The organism is Streptomyces sp. 1-11 (genome assembly GCF_007176755.1).
Classification (GTDB): Bacteria; Actinomycetota; Actinomycetes; order Streptomycetales; family Streptomycetaceae; genus Streptomyces.
Genome location: NZ_BJTV01000023.1, coordinates 43,448 through 63,289, shown reverse-complemented (window position 1 = coordinate 63,289; position 19,842 = coordinate 43,448). Strand labels below are relative to the sequence as shown.

General features: G+C 73.8%; 19 protein-coding genes. 8 read left to right on the top strand and 11 right to left on the bottom strand.

From position 1 onward, the window contains the following. Window positions 1-51: 51 nt before the first annotated feature. Both TNCT1_RS32870 and TNCT1_RS32865 read right to left on the bottom strand, forming a co-directional pair. Complete coding sequence (locus TNCT1_RS32870; RefSeq protein ID WP_143639478.1) at window positions 52-969, bottom strand: PfkB family carbohydrate kinase; 918 nt, start codon at window positions 967-969, stop codon at window positions 52-54. A gap of 129 nt (window positions 970-1,098) precedes the next feature. Continuing rightward, a complete protein-coding gene (locus TNCT1_RS32865; protein WP_143639477.1) occupies window positions 1,099-2,565 on the bottom strand; it encodes an amino acid permease in 1,467 nt (488 codons plus the stop codon). 210 nt (window positions 2,566-2,775) lie between these two features. On the opposite strand from TNCT1_RS32865, the gene TNCT1_RS32860 reads away from it, so the two are divergent. Continuing rightward, complete coding sequence (locus TNCT1_RS32860; protein ID WP_373920522.1) at window positions 2,776-3,486, top strand: MerR family transcriptional regulator; 711 nt, start codon at window positions 2,776-2,778, stop codon at window positions 3,484-3,486. On the opposite strand, the gene TNCT1_RS32855 is transcribed toward TNCT1_RS32860, so the two are convergent. The 3 genes from TNCT1_RS32855 to TNCT1_RS32845 form a co-directional block, all read right to left on the bottom strand. Next, entirely contained in the window at window positions 3,481-5,661 is a 2,181-nt protein-coding gene (locus tag TNCT1_RS32855) for a 3-hydroxyacyl-CoA dehydrogenase NAD-binding domain-containing protein (RefSeq protein WP_143639475.1), read from the bottom strand. The two genes, TNCT1_RS32860 and TNCT1_RS32855, sit on opposite strands and share 6 nt — an antisense overlap. A 41-nt stretch (window positions 5,662-5,702) precedes the next feature. After that, window positions 5,703-6,917, bottom strand: a complete 1,215-nt coding sequence (locus tag TNCT1_RS32850) for an acetyl-CoA C-acetyltransferase (protein WP_143639474.1) — start codon at window positions 6,915-6,917, stop codon at window positions 5,703-5,705. Between the two features lie 80 nt (window positions 6,918-6,997). After that, entirely contained in the window at window positions 6,998-8,149 is a 1,152-nt protein-coding gene (locus TNCT1_RS32845) for a CaiB/BaiF CoA-transferase family protein (protein WP_143639473.1), read from the bottom strand. Between the two features lie 205 nt (window positions 8,150-8,354). Here TNCT1_RS32845 and TNCT1_RS32840 point away from each other — a divergent pair, with 205 nt between their 5' ends. After that, the gene (locus tag TNCT1_RS32840) at window positions 8,355-9,533 is read left to right on the top strand and encodes a trans-acting enoyl reductase family protein (protein WP_143639472.1); all 1,179 of its coding nucleotides are present in this window, start codon (window positions 8,355-8,357) and stop codon (window positions 9,531-9,533) included. Between the two features lie 4 nt (window positions 9,534-9,537). Here TNCT1_RS32840 and mmpA read toward each other — a convergent pair whose 3' ends face one another. Beyond that, complete coding sequence (gene mmpA / locus TNCT1_RS37035) at window positions 9,538-9,720, bottom strand: morphogenic membrane protein MmpA (protein WP_143639469.1); 183 nt, start codon at window positions 9,718-9,720, stop codon at window positions 9,538-9,540. Between the two features lie 12 nt (window positions 9,721-9,732). After that, entirely contained in the window at window positions 9,733-10,434 is a 702-nt protein-coding gene (locus TNCT1_RS32830) for an endonuclease V (protein ID WP_143639467.1), read from the bottom strand. Between the two features lie 60 nt (window positions 10,435-10,494). On the opposite strand from TNCT1_RS32830, the gene TNCT1_RS32825 reads away from it, so the two are divergent. Further along, window positions 10,495-10,791, top strand: a complete 297-nt coding sequence (locus TNCT1_RS32825; RefSeq protein WP_143639464.1) for a YciI family protein — start codon at window positions 10,495-10,497, stop codon at window positions 10,789-10,791. Between the two features lie 13 nt (window positions 10,792-10,804). Here TNCT1_RS32825 and TNCT1_RS32820 read toward each other — a convergent pair whose 3' ends face one another. Continuing rightward, a complete protein-coding gene (locus tag TNCT1_RS32820) occupies window positions 10,805-11,146 on the bottom strand; it encodes a plasmid stabilization protein (RefSeq protein ID WP_143639462.1) in 342 nt (113 codons plus the stop codon). A 61-nt stretch (window positions 11,147-11,207) separates the two neighbouring features. Next, complete coding sequence (locus TNCT1_RS32815) at window positions 11,208-12,314, bottom strand: WD40/YVTN/BNR-like repeat-containing protein (protein ID WP_373920521.1); 1,107 nt, start codon at window positions 12,312-12,314, stop codon at window positions 11,208-11,210. 334 nt (window positions 12,315-12,648) lie between these two features. On the opposite strand from TNCT1_RS32815, the gene TNCT1_RS32810 reads away from it, so the two are divergent. The 4 genes from TNCT1_RS32810 to TNCT1_RS32795 all read left to right on the top strand — a co-directional run bounded on the left by TNCT1_RS32810 (window position 12,649) and on the right by TNCT1_RS32795 (window position 17,160). Further along, a complete protein-coding gene (locus TNCT1_RS32810; RefSeq protein WP_143639459.1) occupies window positions 12,649-13,065 on the top strand; it encodes an SsgA family sporulation/cell division regulator in 417 nt (138 codons plus the stop codon). 342 nt (window positions 13,066-13,407) lie between these two features. Continuing rightward, window positions 13,408-15,087 (top strand): ABC-F family ATP-binding cassette domain-containing protein, encoded by a 1,680-nt coding sequence (locus tag TNCT1_RS32805; protein WP_143639456.1) that lies wholly within the window; start codon window positions 13,408-13,410, stop codon window positions 15,085-15,087. Window positions 15,088-15,180: 93 nt separating this feature from the next. After that, entirely contained in the window at window positions 15,181-15,957 is a 777-nt protein-coding gene (gene ddaH, locus TNCT1_RS32800; RefSeq protein ID WP_143639454.1) for a dimethylargininase, read from the top strand. Between the two features lie 228 nt (window positions 15,958-16,185). Beyond that, window positions 16,186-17,160: an acyl-ACP desaturase gene (locus TNCT1_RS32795; RefSeq protein WP_143639452.1), complete on the top strand. Its 975-nt coding sequence runs from the start codon at window positions 16,186-16,188 to the stop codon at window positions 17,158-17,160. A gap of 19 nt (window positions 17,161-17,179) precedes the next feature. Here the strand turns inward: TNCT1_RS32795 and TNCT1_RS32790 are convergent, their stop codons facing one another. Continuing rightward, the gene (locus TNCT1_RS32790) at window positions 17,180-17,422 is read right to left on the bottom strand and encodes a WhiB family transcriptional regulator (RefSeq protein WP_143639450.1); all 243 of its coding nucleotides are present in this window, start codon (window positions 17,420-17,422) and stop codon (window positions 17,180-17,182) included. Window positions 17,423-17,726: 304 nt separating this feature from the next. Between TNCT1_RS32790 and TNCT1_RS32785 the strand changes: the two genes are divergently transcribed. Then, window positions 17,727-18,521: a VOC family protein gene (locus TNCT1_RS32785; RefSeq protein WP_143639448.1), complete on the top strand. Its 795-nt coding sequence runs from the start codon at window positions 17,727-17,729 to the stop codon at window positions 18,519-18,521. 210 nt (window positions 18,522-18,731) lie between these two features. Here TNCT1_RS32785 and TNCT1_RS32780 read toward each other — a convergent pair whose 3' ends face one another. Then, window positions 18,732-19,778, bottom strand: a complete 1,047-nt coding sequence (locus TNCT1_RS32780) for a LacI family DNA-binding transcriptional regulator (protein WP_143639446.1) — start codon at window positions 19,776-19,778, stop codon at window positions 18,732-18,734. Window positions 19,779-19,842 lie beyond the last annotated feature (64 nt).

Below are 19,842 nucleotides of genomic sequence, written 5' to 3'. Positions count from 1 at the left end.
CGCCCCGCCCACGCCCCGCAGGCCCCACACGCCCCGCAGGCCCCGCACGGCTCACGCGGGGACGGCGGCCATCCGCTCGACCAGCGCCTCGCGGCTCATCGGCTCGGCGCGGGTGGCCGGGACCGTGCAGGCGTGGGCGCCGGCGACCGCCCCGTAGCGGGCGCACCGCAGGGGCGGCTCGCCGGCGAGCCGGCCGTAGAGGAACGCGGCGGCGAAGGCGTCGCCCGCGCCGTTGGAGTCGACCACCGGAGCGGGCGGGGCCACCGCCGGTATACGGGTCAGCTCGCCGTCGGCCAGCAGGTAGGCGCCCTCGGCCCCGGCGGTGGCGACGACGACCTCGGCCCGGCCCCGCTCGGCGATGCGGCGCACGGTCCGCTCGGGGTCGGACAGCGCGGCGGCCGAGAGGAACACCACGTCCGCCGCCAGCGCGAACGGCTCGTGGTAGGGGTTCTCGCCGTCCCAGTCGTGCAGGTCGGTGGAGAGCGGCACGCCCGTCGCGGCCAGCACGGGCAGGGCCTCGGCGCAGGGCTGGGTGATGGTCACGTGGACGTGCCGGCTGGCCCCGGCGAGTGCGCGCAGCGTGTCCTCGGGGAAGCGGTCGCCGGGGTGGGCGCGGCTGGTGTCGTACAGGGACAGCCGCCGGCCGTCGGGGCCGACGAGGTTGACCGCCCGCTTGGTCCCGGCGGGGCCGGGGAGCGCGGTCAGGCCGATGCCCCGCTCCCGGTGCAGGGCGCGCACGAGGTCGCCCTCCGGATCGTCGCCGACCAGGTCCAGGTGGTGGGTGCGCAGGCCCAGCGCGTCGAGCCCGAGCGCCACGAAGTCACCGGTCTGCCCGGCGCGGGTGCGGATCCCGGAGTCGATGCCGTAGCTGTCCGCGTAGGGCAGCGGCAGCTCCGGGACGTACACGATCGTGTCCACGCCGGCCCCGCCCAGCACCAGCACGTCCACCGCTTCACCCTGCGAGCCCATGCCCCGCCCTCCCCGTGGTCGTCCACCGTCGCACCGCAGCTTATGCGGGGCGCTTGCACGGACACGACGGGTTCGGTCACTTCCCGGCGGGAGGGCATGTCCCCGCCCGTCCCGCCGGGGATGCGCCCGCTACTTCGCCGGCGCGGTCAGTTCCCGCTCGGCGTTCCGGGCCACGCGGCGGCGGACGCCGAACCAGCCGGCGACCAGGAGGACGGCGACCACGGGGACGAGCAGGAGGGTCTTGCGGCCGACCTCGGCGTCGTTCCACATCATGCCGAGGCAGGCCAGCAGGAAGGCGATCGTGGCGATCTCGGTGACCGGGCTGAACTTGAGCTGGAAGTGCGGGCGGGCCACCAGGCCGGCGCGGGCCCGGCGGACGAAGACGAGGTGGCAGATCATGATGATCACCCAGGTGCTGATGATGCCGAGGGAGGCGACGTTCAGCACGATCTCGAAGGCCTGGCTGGGCACCAGATAGTTCAGGCCGACGCCGAGCACGCAGACCGCGCAGGTCAGCAGGATGCCGCCGTAGGGGACCTGGCTGCGGTTCATGCGGGCGGTGAACTTCGGCGCCGAGCCGGCCGTCGCCATCGAGCGCAGGATGCGGCCGGTGGAGTACAGGCCGGAGTTGAGCGAGGACATCGCGGCGGTCAGCACCACCAGGTTCATCACGTCGCCGGCCGCCGGGACGCCGATCTTGGACAGCACCGTGACGAACGGGCTCTGGTCGGCGGAGTACACCGAGCCGGGCAGCAGCAGAGCGAGCAGCACGACCGAGCCGACGTAGAACAGGCCGACGCGCCACATGATCGAGTTCACCGCGCGCGGGACGACCTTCTCCGGCTCGGCGGTCTCGCCGGCCGCGACGCCGACCAGCTCGAGGGCGGCGTACGCGAAGATCACGCCCTGCATGACCAGGACGACCGGCATCATGCCCTGCGGCAGGATGCCGCCGTGGTCGGTGATGACGCTCAGGCCCGGCTTCTCGCCGCCGACCTCGTGCTGGGTGGCGAGCAGGAAGATGCCGATGAACATGAAGCTCACCAGGGTCGCGACCTTGATGATCGCGAACCAGAACTCCATCTCGCCGAAGATCTTCACCGAGATCAGGTTCACCGCGAGCACCACCGCGAGGGCTATCAGGGCCAGCACCCACTGCGGGACGGCCGTGAACATGCTCCAGTAGTGCGTGTACAGCGCGATCGCGGTGATGTCGGCGATGCCGGTGGTCGACCAGTTCAGGAAGTACATCCAGCCGGCGACGTAGGCGCCCTTCTCGCCGAGGAACTCGCGCGCGTAGCTCACGAAGGACCCGGAGGACGGGCGGTAGAGGACCAGCTCGCCGAGGGCCCGTACGACGAAGAAGGCGAAGACGCCGCAGACCAGGTAGGCCACGGCGAGCGCCGGGCCCGCGGTGTGCAGGCGGCCGCCGGCGCCCAGGAAGAGGCCGGTGCCGATGGCGCCGCCGATGGCGATCATGTTGACGTGGCGGGCCTTGAGGTCCTTGCTGTAGCCGGCGTCGCCCGCGTCCGCGGGGGTCCGGTCCACCGGGGGGCGGGCGGTGGCCTGTGCCGATTCCACGGCGTCCTTGCTCACGGGTGGTTCCACTTCCTGGTGCGCCCGGGCCTCATGGGCCCGGGGTACGTGCAGGTCCTGGCCCGCACCACCCAGGTGTCGCGGTACAGACCAAGGCAGCAGCTTCCCAGGTGGGAAGCCGGGTATGCGATGGCCCATGTCACACCGGGGCACTTCTCACATGTTCGACACACGTTTCACACCACTGGTGAGACAGCGATACTGCTGCACATGATGACGGACGCCACGACCGGGGGCGGGGAGCCGGCCCTCACCATCGACGAGCTGGCCGCGCGGGCGGGCGTCACGGTGCGCACCGTCCGCTTCTACAGCAGCCGGGGGCTGCTCCCGCCGCCGGAGATAGGCCCGCGGCGGGTGGGGCGCTACGGCCCCGTGCACGAGGCGCGGCTGGCCCTGATCGAGGAGCTGCAGCGGCAGGGCATGACCCTGGCGGCGATCGAGCGGTACCTGCGCCGGCTGCCGCCGGAGCTGAGCCCGCACGACCTGGCCATCCACCGCGCGGTGGTCGCGTCCTGGGCGCCGGAAGCCCCGGAGACGGTGTCGCGGCGGGAACTCGAGCGGCGGGCGGGGCGGGCGCTCACCTCGCAGGACGTGGAGCGGCTGGCCGCGATGGACGTCGTCCGCCGGGAGGACGGGGACACCTTCCGGGTGGACGCCGGGCTGCTCAGGCTCGGCGTGCGGCTGCTCGACGTGCCGCTGTCGCAGGAGGCGATCCTCGCGGCGCGCGAGGTGCTCGTGGAGCACTCGCGCGCCGCGGCCCGGGAGCTGGCCCAGCTCTTCCGCGGCGAGGTGGCGGAGCGCGACGCCCGGGACGTGCGGTCCCTGTCGGCGCACATGCAGCCGCTGGTGGTGCAGGCGCTGCTGTCGACGTTCCAGCGCTCGCTGCGGGATGAGCTGAGCGAGTGGCTCACCGGGTCATGAGCGCCGGTCGCCGAACGCCTCCCCCTTCTCTGCCTTGTCGACGAGCAGCGCGGGCGGGGTGAACCGCTCGCCGTAGCGCTCGGCGAGCTCGCGCGCGCGTGCGACGAATCCGGGCAGGCCGCCCTCGTAGCCGTTGACGTACTGGAGCACGCCGCCGGTCCAGCCGGGGAAGCCGATGCCGAGGATCGAGCCGATGTTGGCGTCGGCGACCGAGGTCAGCACGCCCTCCTCCAGGAGCCGCACGGTGTCGAGCGCCTCGGCGAAGAGCATCCGCTCCTTCATGTCGCGGAACGGGATCTCGTGCCCGGGCCGGGTGAAGTGCTCGCGCAGGCCCGGCCAGAGCCCGGCCCGCCTGCCGTCCTCGGTGTAGTCGTAGAAGCCGGCGCCGCCGCTGCGGCCGGTGCGGCCGAACTCGTCGACCAGGCGGTCGATGACCGCCTCCGCCGGGTGCGCGGTCCAGGTGCCGCCCGCCTCCTCGACGGCCTTCCTCGACTCGTTGCGGATCTTGCGCGGGAGGGTGAGGGTCAGCTCGTCCATGAGGGAGAGCACCTTGGCCGGGTAGCCGGCCTGGGCGGCGGCCTGCTCCACGGAGGCGGGCTCGATTCCCTCGCCGACCATGGCGACGCCCTCGTTGATGAAGTGGCCGATCACCCTGGAGGTGAAGAAGCCGCGCGAGTCGTTGACGACGATCGGCGTCTTGTTGATCTGCCGGACCAGGTCGAAGGCCCGGGCGAGGGCCTCGTCGCCGGTGCGCTCGCCCTTGATGATCTCGACCAGCGGCATCTTGTCGACGGGCGAGAAGAAGTGCAGCCCGATGAAGTCGTCCTGCCGCTGCACGCCCTCGGCCAGCGCGGTGATGGGCAGGGTGGAGGTGTTGGAGCACAGCAGCGCGTCGGGCGCGACGACGGACTCGACCTCCTGGAAGACCTTGTGCTTGAGCGCGGTGTCCTCGAAGACGGCCTCGATGACCGCGTCGCAGCCCGCGAGGTCGGCGACGTCGGCGCTCGGGGTGATGCGGGCGAGGAGCGCGTCGGCCTTCTCCTGGCTGGTACGGCCCCGGGAGACGGCCTTCGCGCACAGCTTCTCGGAGTAGCCCTTGCCCTTGAGGGCCGCCTCGAGAGAGACGTCCTTCAGGACGACCTCGATGCCCGCGCGGGCGCACGAATAGGCGATGCCGGCGCCCATCATGCCCGCGCCGAGGACGGCGACCCTGCGGACCTGGCGGGGCTCGACGCCCTGGGGCCGGTTGGCGCCGGAGTTGACGGCCTGGAGGTCGAAGAAGAACGCCTGGATCATGTTCTTCGAGGTCTGCCCGGCGGCCAGCTCCACGAAGTAGCGGGCCTCGATGACCTGGGCGGTCTCGAAGTCGACCTGGGAGCCCTCGACGGCCGCGGCCAGGATGTTGCGCGGGGCCGGATAGGGGGCGCCGCCCGTCTGCTTGCGCAGGGTGGCCGGGAAGGCGGGCAGGTTGGCGGCGAACTTCGGGTTGGCGGGGGTGCCGCCGGGGATCCGGTAGCCGGGCCGGTCCCAGGGCTGCCGCGACTCGGGGTTGGCGTCGATGAAGGCGCGGGCCTTGGCGAGCAGCTCCTCGGGGGTGGCGGCGACCTCGTGCACCAGGCCGTTCTCCTGGGCGCGGCGGGCGTTGTACTGCTGCCCCTGCAGCAGCACCTTCAGCAGCGCGTCGGCGATGCCCAGCAGCCGTACGGTGCGCACGACGCCGCCGCCGCCGGGGAGCAGGCCGAGGGTGACCTCGGGGCAGCCGATCTTCGTGCCGGAGGTGTCCAGGGCGACGCGGTGGTGGCAGGCGAGGGCGAGTTCGAAGCCGCCGCCGAGGGCCGCGCCGTTGATCGCGGCGACGACGGGCTTGCCGAGGGTCTCGATGCGGCGCAGGTTCCGCTTGAGGGCGAGGCCGCCGTCGAACAGGTCCTGGGCGGTCTCGGGCGTGACCCGGATCAGGTCGCGCAGGTCGCCGCCGGCGAAGAAGGTCTTCTTCGCCGAGGTGAAGACGATGCCGCGGATCGAGTCCTTCTCGGCCTCCAGCCGGTCGGTGATCGCGGCGAGGGAGTCGCGGAACGCCTGGTTCATGGTGTTCGCGGACTGGTTCGGGTCGTCCAGGACGAGGGTGACGACCCCGGTGTCGTCCTGTTCCCAGCGGATGGTGGTGCTCTCGGTCATGACAGTCGTCTCCGTTGAAGTCTCGGGGGTCCGCTGGGAGGTCAGATGCGCTCGACGACGGTGGCGACGCCCATGCCGCCGCCGACGCACAGGGTGGCCATGCCGTACCGCTTGTCCTGGCGCTCCAGCTCGTCGACGAGCGTGCCGAGGATCATGGCGCCGGTCGCGCCGAGCGGGTGGCCGAGCGCGATGGCGCCGCCGTTGACGTTGACCTGGTCCAGGGACAGGCCCATGTCCTTCACGAAGCGCAGCACGACCGCGGCGAACGCCTCGTTGATCTCGACCAGGTCGATGTCGTCGATGGTGAGCCCGGCCTTGGCGAGCGCCTTGCGGGCGGCCGGGGCGGGACCGGTGAGCATGATGGTCGGCTCGGAGCCGGAGACGGACGCGGAGACGATCCGCGCGCGCGGGGTGAGCCCATAGCGCTCGCCGACCTCCTTGGACCCGATGGCGACCAGGGAGGCCCCGTCGACGATGCCGGAGGAGTTGCCCGCGTGGTGGACGTGGTCGATCTTCTCCACCCAGTGGTACTTCTGCAGGGCGACCGCGTCGAAGCCGCCCAGCTCGCCGATGTCCGCGAACGACGGCTTGAGCCCGGCGAGGGAGTCGGCGGTGGTGCCGGGGCGCATGTGCTCGTCGTGGTCGAGGACGACCAGGCCGCTGCGGTCCCTGACGGGGACGACGGAGCGGTCGAAGCGGCCCTCCTTCCAGGCGGTGGCGGCGCGCTCCTGGGACAGGGCCGCGTACTCGTCGACGTCCCGGCGGGAGAAGCCCTCGATGGTGGCGATGAGGTCGGCGCCGATGCCCTGCGGCACGAAGTTGACGGACAGGTTGGTCATCGGGTCGTTGAACCAGGCGCCGCCGTCCGAGGCCATCGGCACCCGGGACATGGACTCCACGCCGCCGGCCAGGACCAGGTCCTCCCAGCCCGAGCGGATCTTGGCCGCAGCCAGGTTGACGGCCTCCAGGCCGGAGGCGCAGAAGCGGTTCTCCTGGACGCCCGCGACGGTGTCCGGCAGTCCGGCGGCGATCGCGGCGATCCGGGCGATGTCGGAGCCCTGGTCGCCCACGGGTCCGACGACGCCGAGCACGATGTCGTCGATCGCGGCCGGGTCGAGGCCCGGGAAGCGGTCGCGGATCTCGTGGATGAGACCGACGACCAGGTCGATGGGCTTCGTGCCGTGCAGGGCGCCGTTCGCCTTGCCGCGGCCGCGCGGGGTGCGGATCGCGTCGTACACGTACGCTTCGGTGCTCACTGGTGTGCCTTTCGGGAGGGTGGGCCGAGCGGGGTCGGTCGCCGAGGGCGGGGTGTCTCGCCGGGCGGTCCGGTGGCGGGTCAGTCGCCGTCCGGGCCGGGGCCGTCGTTCACGAGGTGAGGTATGCCCCAGTCCCGCGCCACCGTCCCGGTGTCCGCGCCGGGCCGGGCGGGACCGGTGCGGACGGTGGTGGGGGTCGCGGAGAAGCGGGGGGCGGGGGCCGGCTGGGTGATGCCGCCGTGGTCGGTGAAGGTGCCGCGGGCGGCGAGGTGCGGGTGGTGGGGGGCCTCGCGCAGGGAGAGCACGGGGGCGACGCAGGCGTCCGAGCCCGCGAAGAGGGCCGTCCACTCGTCCCGGGTGCGGGACCTGAAGCGGGCGGCGACCTCCTCGCGCAGCTCGCCCCAGCGGGTCCAGTCGTCGCGGGCCCCGGCGAGGTGGTCGAGGCCGAGCAGGTGCAGGAACTCCGCGTAGAACCGCGTCTCCAGGGCGCCCACCGCCATGTGGCCGCCGTCGGCGGTCTCGTAGGTGCCGTAGTACGGGCAGCCGCCGTCCAGGAGGTTGGCGCCGCGCCGGTCCTGCCAGCCGCCGGCGGACAGCATGCCGTGGATCATCGCGGACAGGTGCGCGGCGCCGTCCACGATGGCCGCGTCCACGACCTGGCCCGTGCCGGTGGCGCGCGCGTGGTGCAGGGCGGCCAGGACGCCGACGACCAGGTAGAGGGAGCCGCCCGCGTAGTCGCCGAGCAGATTGGCGGGGATGGCGGGCGGCCCGTCGGCCCGGCCGATCATGCCGAGGGTGCCGGTGAGGGCGATGTACGTCACGTCGTGGCCGGCGCGGTCGGCGAGCGGGCCGTCCTGGCCCCAGCCGGTCATGCGGCCGTAGACCAGCCGGGCGTTGCGGGCGTGGCAGTCGGCGGGGCCGACGCCGAGCCGCTCGGCGACCCCGGGGCGGTAGCCCTCCAGGAGGATGTCGGCGCGCCCGGCGAGGTCGAGCACGCGCGCGGCGCCGTCCGGCGCCTTGAGGTCGACGACGACCGAGCGCTTGTTGCGGTTGGTCACGTCGTGCGCCGGGTCGATCCCGAGGCCCGGGCCGCCCGGGCGGTCCACCCGGACCACGTCGGCGCCCAGGTCGGCGAGGAGCATGGCGGCGAACGGGCCCGGCCCGATGCCGGCCAGTTCGACCACGCGCACTCCCGAGAGCGGGCCGTGGCCCGGCGTCCCTGCCGTCGTCATGCCGTCCTGCCCCCAAGCCCATGTGACACAACCGATGTAACACCGAGGATGCTAAGAACACGTTCCACTCCGCACAAGACCCGAACGAGCAAGCGCTTAGCCAAGTGCCCGCAGCCGTCGTCGCCGGGCTGGTCGACCGGCTCCGCACCACTCACGCTAGCCTCAGCCACCAACAGCGGCGCGGGCTGCGGAGGCAAGGGGTGACATGAGCAGGCTAAAACGGACGGAACGTCCCTACGACCTCGTGCTTTTCGGGGCCACCGGCTTCGTCGGCACGCTCACCGCGGAGTACCTCGCGGCGCATGCGCCCGCGGACCTGCGCTGGGCGGTCGCGGGCCGTGACGAACTCGCGCTGGAGCGGCTGCGGGCGCGGCTGCCCGGGGGCTCCGGCGTCGGCACGCTCCGTGCGGACGTGCGCGAACCGGCCACCGTGCGGGCCCTCGCCGAGCACGCGCGCGTGGTGGCCTCGACCGTCGGACCGTATCTGGAGTACGGCGAGGAACTGGTCGCCGCCTGCGCGGACGCCGGCACCGACTACCTGGACCTCACCGGTGAGCCCGAGTTCGTGGACCTGATGTACGTCCGGCACGACGCACGCGCGCGGGAGACCGGCGCCCGTCTGGTGCACGCCTGCGGTTTCGACTCCGTGCCGCACGATCTGGGGGTGCACTTCACGGTCCGGCACCTGCCGGAGGGGGTGCCGCTGACCGTGGACGGGTTCGTGACGGCGGACGCCGCCTTCTCCGGCGGAACGCTGGCCTCCGCGCTGAACCAGTTCGCGCGCGGCCGGCAGATGGCGGCGGCGGCCCGGGAACGCCGGCGGCACGAGCCGCGGCTGCTGGGGCGCCGGGCGTCGGCGCCGGCGGGCGCCCCGCGGTTCGCCCGGGAGGTGGGCGCCTGGGCGCTGCCGCTGTCGACCATAGACCCGCAGATCGTGCGCCGCTCGGCGAAGGCGCTGGAGCGCTACGGGCCCGACTTCCGCTACCGGCACTACGCGGCGGTCCGGCACCTGCCGGTGGCCGCGGGCGGGGCCGCCGCGGTCGGGGCGGTCGCGGCGGCCGCCCAGCTTCCGCCCGCCCGGCGCTGGCTCTCGGACCGGCTCAGGCCCGGGGACGGGCCGAGCGCGCAGAAGCGGGCGCGGAGCTGGTTCCGGGTGCGCTTCGTTGGCGAAGGCGGCGGGCGTCGCGTGTTCACCGAGGTCTCGGGCGGCGACCCCGGCTACGACGAGACGGCGAAGATGTTCGCCGAGTCGGCGCTCTGCCTGGCCTTCGACGATCTCCCGCCGACGGCGGGGCAGGTCACCACCGCGGCGGCGATGGGCGACGCGCTCACCGAGCGGCTGCGGCGGGCGGGCATCCGCTTCCGGGTCGCGGCGAGCCGCTGACCCGTCACAGGAGCCACCGCACCGAGGTCCGGATCATCCCGCGGATTCGGCCGGGCCCGGCGAGCGCGCAGAGCGCGGGAGCGGCGTTCACGGCCCGCTCGACGGGCCGGTCCGGAGCGGTGAGGGGCCTGGGCGCACGGTGCGTCGCCAGGCTCCCACCCCGCCGGCCGGCCCGCGCCCCGCACATCCGTACGGCTGCTCAGTCCTGGTGCTCGGCGACCGCCCGCTTCAGGGCCTGCCGGCACAGGGCGTCCGCCCTGCGGGTGGTCTCCGGCAGCCGGTACCGGGGCGTCAGGGCCAGCGTGTGCGCCAGGGCGTTGTCCAGGCTCACGCGGTGGCCCACGGAGACGAAGACCGGTTTGACGCGGTCCCGGGTGCGCAGCGCCCGGCCGACCTCCTCGCGGCCGTCGAGGAGCGGGGCCGAGCCGCCGCGGAGCGGGCCGGGTTCGTCGTGGCTGAAGGTGAAGGGGTTCTTGGCGACGCCGATGGTCGGCAGGCCGGTGAGGACGCCGAGATGGGCGGCGAGGCCGAAGCGGCGCGGATGGGCGAGACCGTAGCCGTCGCACACCACAAGGCCCGGCGGGCACGGCAGGGCGTCGAGGGCGGCCCGTACGGTCGGGACCTCGCGGAAGGCGAGCAGCCCGGGGACGTACGGGAAGGAGATCCGGCCGACCGCCGTGGCCTCGGCGACGACCTCGAGGGTGGCCGCGTCCAGCACGACGGCCGCCGCGGCCACGAGGTCGCGCTCGTCGTCGTAGGCGACGTCCACGCCCGTCACCCGCCCCGACCCGGGCGGCGGCCCCGGCTCGTCGAGCACCACCCGCCCGCGCAGTTCGTCCTGGACGGCGCGGGCCTCCTCCTCGGTCGCCGGCCAGTTCGCGGGCACGTCTGCGGTCCTCATGGTGGACAGGACTGTACGGCCCGGACACGGCCGGCGACGCACCCGGGTAGGCTCGCGATCATGTTCGTACTGGAGCTGACGTACACCGCCCCGCTGGAGGACGTGGAGGCCGTGCTGCCGGCGCACCGCGCCTGGCTCGACGAGCACTACGGGACCGGCCGCTTCCTGGCCTCAGGGCGCAAGGAGCCCCGCGACGGCGGGGTGATCCTCGCCGTCGCGGAGGACCGTGCCGGCATCGAGGAGGTGGCCGCCGGCGACCCGTTCGTCGCCGCCGGGGTGTGCACGTACCGCATCACGGAGTTCCGGGCCACGAAGACGGCTCCGGAGCTGGCCCGGCACCGGCAGGCGGCGGACTGACCCCGTCGCGGGTTCAGCCCTTCTTGTCGTCCAGCGCGCGCCGCAGCTCGTCCTTGTTCATGTGCGAGCGGCCCTCGATGCCGCGCTGCCTGGCCTCGTTGTAGAGCTGGTCGCGGGTCGGACCGTGCGGGCCCACCCGGTTGCCCGACCGCTGGCCGCCGCGCTCGCCGGAGGACTTCTTGTCCTGCGTCGAGCTGCGGCTGGCGGTCTTGGCCTCGCCCGAGCGGGCGCGTTCCTTGTTCACGGTCCGCGCGGCGATCTCCTTCGCGCGCCCGGCGCTCTCCCCCCGGTCCTGCGCGCTCTCCTTGATGTGCTCGTACTGGCGTTCGCGCTTGGGGCTGGAACCGGCTGGCATGATCGCTCCCTTCCTGACGCTCAACGGTGGGAGACGAGTACCCGGGTTACGCGCGGCTACGTCAGCGTTCCAGCCGGGCCACCCGGCCCTTCTCACCGGCCGCCCAGCAGCTCAGGTCCGGGGTGCAGGACACGGTGTCGTAGGAGCCGGTGTCGACCGGGCGCCAGGTGCGGCCGCCGTCGGTGGTCAGGTCGGTGCCGGTCGGGCCGACGGCCAGCGCGGTGCCGCGGCTGTGCGGGAGCCAGGCGGCGCCGGAGCGGTAGGCCGGCGGCGGGGTGGCGGCCGGGCGCCAGGTGCGGCCGCCGTCGCCGGTCACCGCGGCGGCCCGCGGCGAGGGCTGGTCGGGGCGGTAGTCGCCGCCGACGGCGAGTCCGTGGGCGCGGTCGCGGAAGGCGAGCGCGAAGACGCCCCTGGCGGGATCGCCCGCGGGCACCGGCGTGTCGGTGGCCGTCCAGGTCAGTCCGCGGTCGGCGGAGTGCAGCACGCGCGCGCGGGCTCCGCCGCCGGTGGCCAGCCACACGTCCTTCGGACCGGCGGTGACCAGGCACTGGCCGCTCGCCGCGAAGCCGGCCTCGCCGTCCAGGGCGGCCGGCATACCGGCGGAGGGCAGGACGCGCCAGGAACGGCCGCCGTCGCTGGTGGACAGGATGCGGAACCGGCCGTCCACCGGGTCGCCCATGGCGAGGCCGTGGCGGTGGTCGAAGAAGGCGAGGCAGTCGTAGAACGCCTTCGGGTCGGTGTTGCGGAAGGACTCCGTCCAGGTGCTCCCGCCGTCCTCGGTGCGGTAGACGCGGGAGGCCTCGCCCTCGCCGATGGCGAGCACCACAGCGCGCCGCCCGTCGAACGCCTCGACGTCCCGGAACTGCAGGTCGGCCGCGCCGGGCGGGGAGACGTTCCGCCAGCTCGCCCCGCCGTCGCCGGTGCGCAGCACGGTGCCGCCGGTGCCGGCGAGCCAGGCGGTCCGGCGGTCGACGGCGGCCAGGCCGCGGAAGCGGACCTGCGGAGCGCCGGTGTCCTTCTGCGCCCAGTGCACCCCGCCCCGGGCGGGTGCGGTCGCCTCGGCGGCGGCGGGGACCGCCGCCGCGGCCAGTGCCGCCGCGCACACCACCCCCGCCGCCAGCAGCCGATTCGTCCGTCCCCCGCGTCGCGTGCTCCCCAAGCGCCTCATGGCGGGCGAAGCTAGCGGACCGCCCCGGCACCGTCCAGAGGGCCGTCCCATCGGCGTCCGGAGTGTCGTCCCGGCGTCGTCAGGAGGGCCCGTCCCGGCCGCGTCCGCAAGACCCGTCCGGCCGTGTCCGGAAGGCCCGCCCCGGCGGCATCCGGAAGACCTGTACCGGCCGCGTGCGGAAGCCCCGTCCCGGGAGGCGTCGCCGCCCCCAGCGCATGAACGCGGTGACCGAGGTCACTCGTGTCCCGTGTGCACGGGCCGGCCGGATCCGACGTCTCCTCCAGTACCGGTGCCACACCGGAAGCACGTCCGTCCGTCACGAGGGAGCAAGGCGTTGTCCACCATGATCGAGCAGCCCGTAGAGGCCCGCCTCGTCGCCGCCGCACCGCGCATGCCGAGCATCCCCGCCGTGCTGTGCTACGACCGGCGCGACCCGTTCGCCGTCCGGATGACCTTCCCCGCGCCGGCCACCCTGGAGGGCGTCGACGTCTGCTGGACCTTCTCCCGTGAACTCCTCGCGGCGGGCCTCGAGGGCCCGGAAGGCCACGGGGACGTCCGGGTGCGGCCGTACGGCTACGACCGCACGGTGCTGGAGTTCCACGCCCCCGAGGGCACGGCGGTCGTGCACGTGCGCTCGGGCGAGATCCGGCGGTTCCTTAAGGCGACCGGCGACCTCGTGCCGGTCGGTCTGGAGCACCTGCAGCTCGACCTCGACCACGACCTGGCCGTCCTGATGCGCGACGCCTGCTGACCCCGGGCGTGCGGCCGGGCCCGGGCCGGCTCCCGCGGTGCGCCCCGCCCCGCCGTCGGGGCGCGGGCCGTCCGCGGAAATCGCGTTGACAGCCTCCCGCCCCCCTCGTACGTTTGATGCGGTTCTGTTGCCGTCGATAGGAGAAGGACGTTGCTCGTCTGAGGTCCTGAGACACCGCGTTCACACCGGTGAGGTGTGCGTGGCGTTCGACCTCGGCGTCCGAGCCGTCCTCCGGCGCAGGCCCCTGTTCACGGGCACCCCTGCTGCCCAGGCCTTCGGTTTCCGCCTCGCGGTGTCTCGACACGCGTCAGCCCAGACCGCATCCAGCAACCGCGAGGCCCCATGTCCATGTCCCTCACCTGCACGTCCCTGTCCTTCGCCTGGCCGGACGGCACCCCTGTCTTCGACGGCCTCGACGTCGCCTTCGGACCCGGCAGGACCGGGCTCGTCGGCGTCAACGGGTCGGGGAAGTCCACCCTGCTGAAACTGCTCGCCGGCGAACTGACCCCGTCCGGCGGCACCGTCAAGGTGACCGGCGAGATCGGCTACCTGCCGCAGAACGTCACGCTCGGCACCACGCTCCGCGTCGACGAGGTCCTGGGCATCGCCGCCCGGCGGGCCGCGCTGCACGCCATCGAGGCGGGCGACGTCGCCGAGGCGCACTTCGAGGCGGTCGGCGACGACTGGGACGTCGAGGAGCGCGCCCTGGTCACGCTCGGCGGACTCGGCCTCGGCCACATCGGCCTGGACCGCACCGTCGGCGAGGTGTCCGGCGGCGAGTCGGTGCTGCTGCGGCTGGCCGCGCTGCTGCTGCGCCGCCCCGACGTCCTGCTGCTCGACGAGCCCACCAACAACCTGGACCTGTACGCGCGCCGCCGGCTGTACGCGGCCGTCGACGCCTGGCCGGGTGTGCTGGTGGTCGTCAGCCACGACCGCGAACTGCTGGACCTGGCCGACCAGATCGCGGACCTGCGGTCGGGGGAGATCGTCCGGTACGGCGGCAACTTCTCCGCCTACGAGGAGGCCCTGGCCGTCGAACAGGAGGCGGCCGAAAGGATGGTGCGGGTCGCCGAGGCGGACGTGCGCAGGCAGCAACGCGAACTCGCCGACGCCCAGGTCAAGCTGGCCAAGCGCAAGCGCTACGGGCAGAAGGTCGGCGACTCCGGGAGCCTGCCGAGGATCCTCGTGGGCGCGCGCAGACGCGCCGCGCAGGAGTCCGCGGGCAAGCACCGGATCATGCACGAGGAACGGCTCGCCGATGCCAGGGAACGGCTGGACGAGGCGGTGGAGGCGGTACGGGACGACGACGAGATCCGCGTCGAACTGCCGTTCACGGCCGTGCCCCCCGGCCGTGAGGTGCTCACCCTGGAGAACCTGCGGACGGCCTACGGGGCCCGCGTCGAGGGCATCCTCGATCTGCGCGGGCCGGAGCGCATCGCGCTCGTCGGACGCAACGGCGCCGGCAAGACGACGCTGCTGCGGACCATCGCCGGGGAGCTGCCGGCGCGGGCCGGCGAGGCGCGGACGCACGTGCCGCTGCGGTTCCTGCCGCAGCGCCTCGACGTGCTCGACGACGAGTCGACCGTCGCCGAGAACGTGGCCCGGTTCGCGCCGGGCGCCACCAACAACCGGATCCGGGCGCGGCTCGCCCGCTTCCTGTTCCGAGGCGCGCGGGCCGACCAGAAGGCGGGGACGCTCTCCGGCGGCGAGCGCTTCCGGGCGGCGCTGGCCGCGCTGATGCTCGCCGAACCGGCGCCCCAGCTCCTCCTGCTGGACGAGCCGACCAACAACCTCGACATGGCGAGCGTCCGGCAGCTCACCTCGGCGCTCGGGGCCTACCGGGGCGCCCTGGTCGTGGCCAGCCACGACCTGCCGTTCCTCGAGTCCATCGGCATCACCCGGTGGCTGCTGATGGAGGGAGGGAGACTGACCCCCACCACGCCCGCGGAACTCGCGGACCCGGACCGGCAGGTTCCGCCGGGTGTCTCAGCCGGGGAACAGCCTGCTGACGAGCCAGAGTGAGGGTTTTGTACTGACCATGGCGCGCTGCATGATGGCGGTCCGGTGCCCGGCTCACGGGGGCCGGACCGCACCGCCGATCAGGAAAGGCCTCCCGTGCCCAGCAAGAAGGCCCTCGTCCGCCGCCCCGGCCCGCTGCTCGCCGAGGGGCTGGTCACGCACGTCGAGCGGGCGGAGGTCGACGTGGAGCGCGCCGTCGAGCAGTGGGAGGCCTACGTCGAGGCGCTCGGCGCGCACGGCTGGGAGACCATCGAGGTCGACCCGGCGGACGACTGCCCCGACGCGGTGTTCGTCGAGGACACGGTGGTGCTGTACCGGAACGTGGCGCTGATCACCCGGCCCGGCGCCGAGTCCCGGCGCGCGGAGACCGCCGGCGTCGAGGAGGCGGTGGCCCGTCTGGGCTGCTCGGTGAACTGGATCCGGGAGCCGGGCACGCTGGACGGCGGTGACGTCCTCAAGGTCGGCGACACCGTCTACGTGGGCCGGGGCGGGCGCACCGACGCGGCCGGCGTGCAGCAGGTGCGGGCCGCCTTCGAGCCGCTGGGCGCGCGGGTGGTGGCCGTGCCGGTGAGCAAGGTGCTGCATCTGAAGTCGGCGGTCACCGCGCTGCCGGACGGGACGGTCATCGGGCACATCCCGATGGTGGACCGGCCGTCGCTGTTCCCGGGGTTCCTCTCGGTGCCGGAGGAGTCCGGCGCGCACGTGGTGCTGCTCGGCGGCCACCGGCTGCTGATGGCGGCGAGCGCCCCGAAGACGGCGGAGCTGCTGACCGATCTGGGGCACGAGGTGGTCACCGTGGACATCGGCGAGTTCGAGAAGCTCGAGGGCTGTGTGACGTGCCTCTCGGTGCGGCTGCGGGAGCTGTACGCCTGACGCGGTGACACCCCTCCCTGGCGGCCCCGGCACCTGCGGGTCCGGGGGCCGGCGACGCACCGGTCAACTGCCCGCTCCAGGGCGCCTGATCAGCGGTGTTTACGGCGCCCTTAACCTACGGCTTCGTAACCTACGGATTCGTAGCCTACGATCACGTAGGTTTCCCGGCACCGCTCGCCGGACCGTCCCCTTCTCTCCCCTTCAGCTCGGCGTCCCCCTGGAGTTCCCGTGACGATCACCTCCCCTCACCTCGGCAGCCCGTCCGCCTGGACCGACGCGCGGCTGCTGTACGCGCTGGAGGAAGTGGTCGAGAAGGAGCTGAACCGGCATCTGAAGGTCGCCAAGGACTGGATGCCGCACGAGTACGTGCCCTGGAGCGACGGCCGCAACTTCCCCGGCCTGTTCGAGGACGGCGAGGCCTGGGACAAGGAACAGTCCGGGGTGACGGAGATCGGCCGTATCGCCCTCGTCGTCAACCTGCTGACCGAGGACAACCTCCCGAGCTACCACCACGAGATCGCCTCGCTCTTCGGGCGCGACGGCGCGTGGGGCACGTGGGTGCACCGCTGGACGGCCGAGGAGGGCCGGCACGGCATCGTGATGCGCGACTACCTGCTCACCTCGCGCGCGGTCGACCCGGACAAGCTGGAGCAGTTCCGCATGTCCCACATGAGCGAGGGCTTCGAGTCCGACAACCGGCACTCGATGCTGCACTCGATCGCGTACGTCGCCTTCCAGGAGCTGGCCACCCGGATCTCGCACCGCAACACCGGCCACCAGTCCGGCGACCCGGTCTGCGACCGCATGCTGGCCCGCATCGCGACCGACGAGAACCTGCACATGGTCTTCTACCGCAACCTGCTGAAGGCCGCCTTCGAACTCGCCCCCGACCTCACCATGCAGGCGGTCCGGGACGTCGTCGTCGACTTCCGCATGCCCGGGCACGGCATCCCCGGCTTCGAGCGGGCCGCGGCGCAGATGGCCATCGGCGAGGTCTACAACCTGCGCATCCACCACGACGACGTGCTGCAGCCCGTGCTGCGCTTCCTGAAGGTCCTGGAGATCGACGGCCTCGGCCCGGAGGGCCTGCGGGCCCAGGAGGAGCTGGGCCTGTTCATGGGCGGTCTGGACGCGGAGGCCGCCAAGTTCGACGAGCGGCTGGCGGCGCGCAAGGCCCGCATGGCGTCGCGGGCGGCCGGCTGACGAAAGCCGCCGCCGGGTGTCAGCCGGAGCGCCTCAGCGCGAGGCGCTCCTTCTCGGACAGGCCGCCCCAGACGCCGAAGCGTTCGTCGTTGCTCAGCGCGTAGTCGAGGCAGGCGGGGCGCATCTCGCACATGCCGCAGATGCGCTTCGCCTCGCGGACCGAGCTGCCGGGCTCGGGGAAGAAGAAGTCGGCCCCGGTCTGCGCGCACAGGGCCTGGGCCTGCCAGGCGGTGTCGGCCGGGGTGATCGTTTCGGTGTGCATGGCCAGGATCGTGCCGTGCGGCGAAAAACGTTCGATCAACGCCGCATCAACGCCGCGCCTACGCCGTCGGCGGCCCCCGGCGCGGGCGTGCACCGTCCCGATGATGCGGCGTGCGGGACGCCCGCGCACGGCGGCGCGCGGGACCGGCGCCGAACGCGGCGGAACCCGTCGCACCGGCCGGGCCGGCCGGTGCGGGGTCCCGGCGCACCGCGGCGCCTCGGCGGCGTTGTCGGCGGGTGGTGCCAGACTCGGCAGTGCAGAGGACGGGCCCCGGTTCACGGGCCCCCTGTCGAGGAGGGCGTAGATGCTCACCACCCGTTTCGTCAACGGCGCTCCGAACTGGGTCGATCTCGGCACCCCGGACCTGGACGGCGCCCTGTCCTTCTACGGCGGTCTCTTCGGCTGGCGGTTCCGGTCCGCGGGGCCGGACGCCGGTGGCTACGGCTTCTTCCAGCTCGACGGCAGGACCGTGGCCGGCGGCATGCGGACCGGCCCGGACCACCAGGGCCCGCCGGCCTGGACGGTGTACTTCCGCAGCGAGGACGCCCAGGCCACCGCAGAGGCGGCCGAACGGGCGCACGGCGCCGTGCTGTTCCCGCCCCTGGACGTGATGGGGCAGGGGCACATGGCGGTCCTGGCCGACCGGGCGAGGGTGCCGTTCGGCGTCTGGCAGCCCGGGCGGATCGAAGGCGTCGACGTGGCGAACGAGCCGGGCGCGCTGTGCTGGGTCGAGCTGTACACGGCGGACATCGCGGCGGCCGCCGCGTTCTACCACTGGGTCCTCGGTCTGGAGACCTCCGGTGTGCCGTTCCCCGGCGGCACGTACACCTGCGTCAACCCCGCGGGGGCCGGGGAGGACGCGATGTTCGGCGGGATGGTGCCGCTGGCCGACGACCCGGTGGAGGCGCAGGCGGGCCCCTGCTGGCTGCCGTACTTCGAGGTCGAGGACCCCGACGCGGTCGCCGACGAGGCGCGGCGGCTCGGCGGCACGGTGCGGGTGCCGCCGACGACCCTCCCGGGCGTCGGCCGCACGGCCAGGCTCGCCGACCCGTACGGCGCCCGCTTCGCGGTCATCAGGAGCGAGTCGGCGCAGGGCTAGGGGCTGTCCGACCGTGTGCGTCGGACCGGCCCGGGGCGTCCGGTGCCGTGCATCGCAGGGCGGAGAGCCGCCCTCGTACCGGATGTACCCGGGCGTGGCCGACAACGCGGCGAGGTGCGGTGCCAGGTGCCGCGGGCCCGGCGGAAACTGCCGGACGGGCCCTGGCGCGGTCCGGGGCCTGCCCGGCCCGCCCCGGGGCCTGCCAGGGCCTCAGGCGGAGGCGCGGCGTATCAGCGTGGTCGGCAGGACCACGCCGGGCGCCGCGGGCTCCGGCCGCTCCCCCGCGCCGCCGTCCTCGGTCCGGCCGCCCAGCAGCAGCCGGGCCATCAGCCGGCCCATCTCCTCGATGTCCTGACGGACCGTGGTCAGCGGCGGGTCGCACTCCTCGGCTACGGGCAGCACGTCGTCGAAGCCGATCACGGCCACGTCCTCGGGCACGCGCAGGCCGCGCTCGCGCAGCACGCGCAGGACGCCGAGCGCGGTGAGGTCGTTGGCGGCGAACACGGCGTCCACGTCCGGGCAGCGGTCCAGCAGTTCGCGCATGGCCTGTTCGCCGCCGCCCGCGGTGAAGTCGCTCTCCAGCACGAGGCGGGGGTCGGCGTCGCCCATGACGTCCCGGTAGCCGTCGAGCCGGTCCACCGCCGAGGTCTGGTCGAGCGCGCCGGTGATGTGCGCGATCCGGGTCCGGCCGAGGCCCGCGAGGTGGCGTACGGCCGCGCGGGCGCCGCCCCGGTTGTCGCTGTCGACGTACACCGGGCCGGGGGCGCCGTCGCCGTCGCTCCAGTCGGGCCGGCCGCCGAACACGGTGGGCACGCCCGCCTTGCGGATCAGGCCGGGCAGCGGGTCGTCGAGGTGCAGGGAGAACACGAGCGCGCCGTCGACGTGGCCCCCGGCGAGGTAGCGGGCCACGCGCGCGTGGTCGGCGCGGCCCTCGGTCAGCAGCAGCACGAGCTGGTTGTCGTGGGCCGTCAGTTCCTTGCTGATGCCGCGCAGTTGCAGGGCGAAGAAGGGGTCGGCGAACACCCGCGCCTCGGGCTCGGCGATGACGACGGCGACGGCGTCGTGCCGCTTGGTGACGAGGCTGCGCGCGGCCTGGTTGGGTACGTACCCGAGCTCCTCGACCGCCCGCCGGACCCGCTCGGCCAGCGGCTCGCGGACTCCGTCCCCGCCGTTGACCACCCGTGACACGGTGGCCCGGGACACCCCGGCCCGCGCGGCCACGGCCTCCAGCGTGGGACGCGACACTGCCTCGGTCACTTCGGGCTCCTCATCGGCGGCTGACGATCAGGATAGCCGCGGTCCGGCGGGCCGGACGGGCCGC

Excerpts from the sequence above, each read along its gene's own strand:
- TNCT1_RS32870 (WP_143639478.1), bottom strand. The coding sequence starts at position 969 with ATGGGCTCGCAGGGTGAAGCGGTGGACGTGCTGGTGCTGGGCGGGGCC.
- TNCT1_RS32860 (WP_373920522.1), top strand. The coding sequence starts at position 2,776 with ATGATGACGGACGCCACGACCGGGGGCGGGGAGCCGGCCCTCACCATC.
- TNCT1_RS32855 (WP_143639475.1), bottom strand. The coding sequence starts at position 5,661 with ATGACCGAGAGCACCACCATCCGCTGGGAACAGGACGACACCGGGGTC.
- TNCT1_RS32845 (WP_143639473.1), bottom strand. The coding sequence starts at position 8,149 with ATGACGACGGCAGGGACGCCGGGCCACGGCCCGCTCTCGGGAGTGCGC.
- TNCT1_RS32840 (WP_143639472.1), top strand. The coding sequence starts at position 8,355 with ATGAGCAGGCTAAAACGGACGGAACGTCCCTACGACCTCGTGCTTTTC.
- mmpA (WP_143639469.1), bottom strand. The coding sequence starts at position 9,720 with ATGTGCGGGGCGCGGGCCGGCCGGCGGGGTGGGAGCCTGGCGACGCAC.
- TNCT1_RS32830 (WP_143639467.1), bottom strand. The coding sequence starts at position 10,434 with ATGAGGACCGCAGACGTGCCCGCGAACTGGCCGGCGACCGAGGAGGAG.
- TNCT1_RS32825 (WP_143639464.1), top strand. The coding sequence starts at position 10,495 with ATGTTCGTACTGGAGCTGACGTACACCGCCCCGCTGGAGGACGTGGAG.
- TNCT1_RS32820 (WP_143639462.1), bottom strand. The coding sequence starts at position 11,146 with ATGCCAGCCGGTTCCAGCCCCAAGCGCGAACGCCAGTACGAGCACATC.
- TNCT1_RS32815 (WP_373920521.1), bottom strand. The coding sequence starts at position 12,314 with ATGAGGCGCTTGGGGAGCACGCGACGCGGGGGACGGACGAATCGGCTG.
- TNCT1_RS32805 (WP_143639456.1), top strand. The coding sequence starts at position 13,408 with ATGTCCATGTCCCTCACCTGCACGTCCCTGTCCTTCGCCTGGCCGGAC.
- TNCT1_RS32790 (WP_143639450.1), bottom strand. The coding sequence starts at position 17,422 with ATGCACACCGAAACGATCACCCCGGCCGACACCGCCTGGCAGGCCCAG.
- TNCT1_RS32785 (WP_143639448.1), top strand. The coding sequence starts at position 17,727 with ATGCTCACCACCCGTTTCGTCAACGGCGCTCCGAACTGGGTCGATCTC.